3 protein-coding genes and 2 pseudogenes are annotated in these 5,114 nt (G+C 67.7%); all 5 read right to left on the bottom strand.

From position 1 onward, the window contains the following. Window positions 1–220, bottom strand: a pseudogene (locus AC1DOQ_RS26735) (efflux transporter periplasmic adaptor subunit); the annotation flags it as partial. Between the two features lie 195 nt (window positions 221–415). After that, entirely contained in the window at window positions 416–2,287 is a 1,872-nt protein-coding gene (sppA, locus tag AC1DOQ_RS26730) for a signal peptide peptidase SppA (protein ID WP_477371378.1), read from the bottom strand. A gap of 21 nt (window positions 2,288–2,308) precedes the next feature. Further along, a complete protein-coding gene (locus AC1DOQ_RS26725; RefSeq protein ID WP_477371376.1) occupies window positions 2,309–3,778 on the bottom strand; it encodes a sodium:solute symporter in 1,470 nt (489 codons plus the stop codon). 209 nt (window positions 3,779–3,987) lie between these two features. Beyond that, on the bottom strand, window positions 3,988–4,428 hold the full coding sequence (locus tag AC1DOQ_RS26720; RefSeq protein ID WP_477371374.1) for a hypothetical protein: 441 nt from the start codon (window positions 4,426–4,428) through the stop codon (window positions 3,988–3,990). Between the two features lie 91 nt (window positions 4,429–4,519). Next, a pseudogene (locus AC1DOQ_RS26715) lies at window positions 4,520–5,114 on the bottom strand (hypothetical protein); the annotation flags it as partial.

Below are 5,114 nucleotides of genomic sequence, written 5' to 3'. Positions count from 1 at the left end.
CGCCCGGACCACCGGCGCCCGCGCCGCCCTGCCCCCGCGCTCCCGCGCCCGCGCCCGGCCCGGCGCCGGTACCGGCGCTCTGGTGGGTCAGGTGCCAGGCCAGCCAGCCCAGGCCGGCCATCACGAGGATGGCGACGATGGCGCCGATCACGCGCGAACGGCGTGTGCGCTGGGGGCGGATGGCTGGCTTTTCCTTATCTGGGGTAACGGTCGGGTTCATGCGAGTCCTTGGCGGCCGAGTGTTCAAATGCACAATAAAAATGACTCCCCGAATGTAGCATGGAGCGCCCTGCCTTTATGTTTCAGAACGTACAGAAGCAAAAACGAAAACGGGCGCGGATCGGCTCCGCGCCCGTAGGGACTGGCTTGCTCGGGTCTACAACTTGTTACAAAGGCTTAACGCCCTTTAAGAGCGTCAAGGGGCTTCGCACAGGCAGTGCGTTACCGCTGCGAAGGGCTGGCGGCGCGAGGCCACCTGCGACAGCCAGCCGAGGTCCTTCGCCACCCCGGCGGCGGCGCCGGCCGGCAGCGCATCCAGGGTCAGGTCGGCCGGCAGCAGGCCCAGCTTGACCTGGACGGTCAGGGCCTGGGCCTCCGACAGGCCCATGCGCTCCAGCAAGCGCGCGAACACGCTTTCCTCGCGCTCGGTGTAGGCGACGCGGAAATTGCCCTCCAGGTGGGCGCGCTTGGCGGCCGACTGCAGGGCGTCGCCATAGCTGCCGAGGCGGTCGACCAGGCCGCGTTCCTTGGCCTGGCCGCCGGTCCACACCCGGCCCTGGCCGACGGCGTCGATCTTTTCGGGCGTGGTGCGGCGCGCGATCGCGGCCTTGGTGGTGAACTCGTCGTAGATGTGGTTGATGCTGGCCTGCACCACCTGGCCGAAGCGCGGATCCAGCGGGCGCAGCGGATTGTAGGCGTCGGCCAGCCAGGTGGTGGTCACGCCGGCCGTGTGGATGCCCAGCTTGTCGACCACCTTGTCCGCGGTCGGCAGGATCGCGAACACGCCGATCGAGCCGGTCACGGTATTCGGGTCGGCGATGACCTCGTCGGCCGCCATCGAGATCCAGTAGCCGCCGGACGCGGCGACGTCGCCCATCGACACCACCACCGGCTTGCCGGCGTTGCGGGTCAGTTCCAGCTCGCGGCGGATCAGCTCCGAACCGTAGGCGCTGCCGCCCGGCGAGTTGATGCGCAGGACCAGGGCCTTGACCTGCTTGTCTTCGCGCGCGGCGCGGATCATGTTGGCGGTCGTGATGCCGCCCACCATGCCGGGCCCGCCCGTGCCCTCGGTGATGTCGCCGGCGGCGACCACCACGGCCACCGCATCGCCCAAGAGCTTGGGCGGATTGCGCGACAGGTAGTCCTGGAAGGATACCTGGCGGAAGGTCTTGTTGGCTTCGTCGTAGGCGCCGCGCTTGACCATCAGGGCGCGCACTTCGTCGCGGGTCTTGAGGCCGTCGATCAGCTTGGCGTCCAGCGCCACCTTGCCGGCATTGCCGTTGGCGGCCGTCATGCGCTGCGGCAGCTCTTCGATGCCCTTGGCGATGCTGCCGGCCGGCAGCCTGCGCGCCTTCTCGACTTCGTTCGTGTAGTTGGTCCACAGGGCGTTGTAGAGGAAGCTGTCGGCTTCCTGGGCCGCCGGCGACGGACCGTTGCCGATGAACGGCTCGGCAAAGCTCTTGTAGGTGCCGACCTTCATCAGGTTGACCGTCACGCCGACCTTGTCGAGGGCGTCGCGGTAGTAGTTGCGGTGGCGTCCGAAGCCTTCGATCATCACCATGCCCATCGGGTGCAGGTAGACCTCGTTGGCATGCGAGGCCACCAGGTAGCGCTTCTGGTCGTAGGCTCCGCCCCAGGCGACTACCGTCTTGCCGGCCGCCTTCACGCGCTCGACGGCGGCGCCGATTTCGCGCAGCGAGGCCAGGCCGCCGCCATTCATCTCGTCGAGCAGCAGCACCACGCTGTCGATGTTGCCGTCCTTGGCGGCGGCGTCGAGCACGGTGAGGACGTCGCGCAGCTGGATCAGGCGGCGCCCGTTGCCGGACAGGCCGGCCACCAGCGAGTCGCGCACGCTGCCGGCCTTCTCTTCGACCAGCTCGCCCTTCAGGTCGAGCACCAGGGCGGTCTTCGGCGCCAGCGGCTTGATGCCGCCGCCGAAGATCCCCCACAGCAGGAAGATCAGGACCAGCAGGAAGACCAGGTTCAGCACGAAGCGGCGGGTGGCGTCGAGGCCGCGCCAGAGCGACCCGAGGCCGCGGCGCAGGGAGGTCATGGGCTTGAATGGCATCGGGAACTCCTTTGAAAGAGGTTAGGCGGCGACGGCGGCGGGCTTGATGGTCGCCCGGCGCGAGATCGCCAGCAAGCCCAGGAACACGAGTGCGCCGTTGACAATAAGCAACTCCAGGCCCAATCGGTAATGGCCGAGCAGGTAATGCTGGTTGTATTCGAGCAGCGCGCACAGGACCGGCGCGCCGATCGTGACCACCGGCACCATGCGGTCGTTCAGCGTGCGCCTGGTCATCATGCCGAAGGCGAACAGGCCGAGCAACGGTCCGTAGGTATAGCCGGCCAGCTTCAGGATCACGCCGATCATGCTGGGATTGTCGACCCATTTGAAGAACAGCACCATCAGCAGGAACAGCAGGGCGAAGCCGAGGTGGACGTGGCGGCGCAGGCGCTGCTTGCCTTCTTCCGACAGGTCGTCGCGGCGCTTGATGCCGAGGATGTCGATGCAGAAGGTGGAGGTGAGCGCGGTGATGGCGCCGTCGGCGCTGGGGAACAGGGCCGAGATCAGGGCGATCAGGAAGATGATCTGGACCGCGGCCGGCAGGTGGCCCATGACCACGGCGGCGAAGATCTTGTCGCCGGTGGCGGTGACGCCGGCAATCGGCGCGTACAGGTAAAGCAGGCCGCCCAGGAACAGGAAGGCGGACAGCACCACCACCAGCACCGCGGTCAGGCTCAGCAGGTTCTTCTGGGAGTCGCCCAGGGTCTTCACGGAAATCGTCTTCTGCATCATCTCCTGGTCCATGCCGGTCATGGTGACGACGATGAAGGCGCCGGCCACGATCTGCTTCAGCCAGAAATTCGGGCTGTCGGCATCGACGGTGAACACGCGCGACAGGCCGCGCTCGTGCATCTGCTGCAGGGCCTGGGGGACGGTGAGGTCGAGGTGGCCGAGCATGAACCAGACGCAGGCGAACAGGCCGCCCAGCATGCAGGTGGTCTGCAGGGTGTCGGTCCAGACGATGGTCTTGACCCCGCCCTGGTAGGTGTAGAGCAGGATCATGCCGAGGATGACGAAGGTGGTCAGCCAGAACGGCACGCCCAGGCTGTCGAGGATGATGCTCTGCAGGACCGCCACCACCAGGTACAGGCGCGCGGTGGCGCCGAACAGGCGCGACAGGATGAAGAAGCCGGCCCCGCTCTGGTAGGCGCGGCGCCCGAGGCGGCCGTCGAGATAGGTGTAGATCGAGGTCAGCTTGAGCCGGTAGTACAGCGGCAGCAGCAGGTAGACCACGGCGATGTAGCCGAACACATAGCCGATCAGGATCTGGGCGTAGCCGAAGCCATCCAGGCCGACCGCGCCCGGCACGCTGATGAAGGTGGCGCCGGACAGCGTGGTGCCGACCATGCCGAAGGCGACCAGCATCCAGTTGCTGCTCTTGTTACCGATGAAGAAGCTGTCGTTGTTGGCGTTGCGCGAAGTCGCCCAGGCGACGCCGAGCAGCAGTGCGAAATAAGCGATGAGGATGCAGAAGAGGAGTGCCGGGGACATCAGGGTTCCGATAATGACGATTGACTAATCGCCGAGCAATATACACCGAAGCCGCGAGCGCGGCCATCGATCCTGGGCCTGCAACCTGCAATCGCCATTACCGCGAACTCGTAAACCTCATTCCCGCGCAGGCGGGAATCCAAGTTCTGCATGAGCAGCCGGCACGCAAACAAACTTGGGTTCCCGCCTTCGCGGGAACGACGAGGTAACTAAATCCCCTGCGCCGGCATGCGCTCGAAAGGCCCGATACAAGCCTCCATCGACTCTTCCCGGCACATCACGAAGCGCGCTCCCGAGGGATGGAAACGCAGGTAATTGGTGGCGCGGGTGCCGACCGGCATCACTTCGCCCGAGCAGTCCTGCTTGCCGTTGTCCTTGACGACGCGATCTTCGAGCTTGTAGAAGCCCTTGGCGCTCGGCTTTTCGGCCACCGTGAACTCGCTCTCGGAAACTTCCTGGGCGCTCTTGACCAGGGTGGTGCCGTCGCCGCGGAAGTGGTAGGTCTCCGAGCAGCCGAGCTGGGGGATGCTCAGGACCCAGATCCCGAGCAGCGGATGGGAGGCCGACGGCGCGGCGGCGGACGCGGACGGCGCCGCGAGCGCGGCGGCCAGTGTGGCGGCGGAAACGAGCAGTCCGGTGAGCGGTCGCATGATGTCGGTCCTTTGCGCAAACGGGCAAGCTTGAGAGTGCGTTGTCATTATCACACACCCTCGAGCCCACCCGGCGCGCGTATGGCCCGGATCAGGCGCCTTCCGGCGTCTTCGGCTTGGCCGGGCGGCGGGTGCGCGTGGCCGGCTTGCGCGACGGCGCCTTGTGGGCCGGGCGGGTCGACTTGTTGCGGCCCGGCTTGTCGCCCTCCCCTTCGTCCGGCGCCGGATCGGACGGGTCGGCGTCGGTCACGCCATCCGTGTCGGCCACGGTATCGATGCCGGCCACGGCTGCGGCGGCATGGGGCGCGGCGGCATCGACCGTCGCCACGGCATCGAGCGCGACGGCTGCGTTGTCGGCGCCCGCCTCAGGCGCGGCGGCGGTCGCAGCCTGGGCCGCGGCGGATTTGCGGGTGGACGGCTTGCGCGGCGCGCGGCGGCGTTCCTTCACCGGTGCGGCCGGCTGTTCCGCGGCGGCTTCGGCTGCGGCCTCGGCTTCCGGCTGCACCTCCGCCGGCGCGGCCGCGCTATCGGCTCCCTCTTCCACCAGGTCCGGCGTCGGCGCCGGCCAGGTGGCCATGCCGAGGTCTTCCTGCACGTCTTCCGGCGCAGCCTGGGTATCCGCCACCGGGGCCGCCTGCTCGGCCGCCTGCTCGCGTCCCTTGCGGCCACGGCCGCCGCGGCGGCGC

The sequence above is a fragment of the Massilia sp. 01N417 genome (assembly GCF_056399645.1).
Note: the sequence above shows the minus strand (reverse complement) of the source record. Positions and strands in the feature narration are given on the sequence as shown.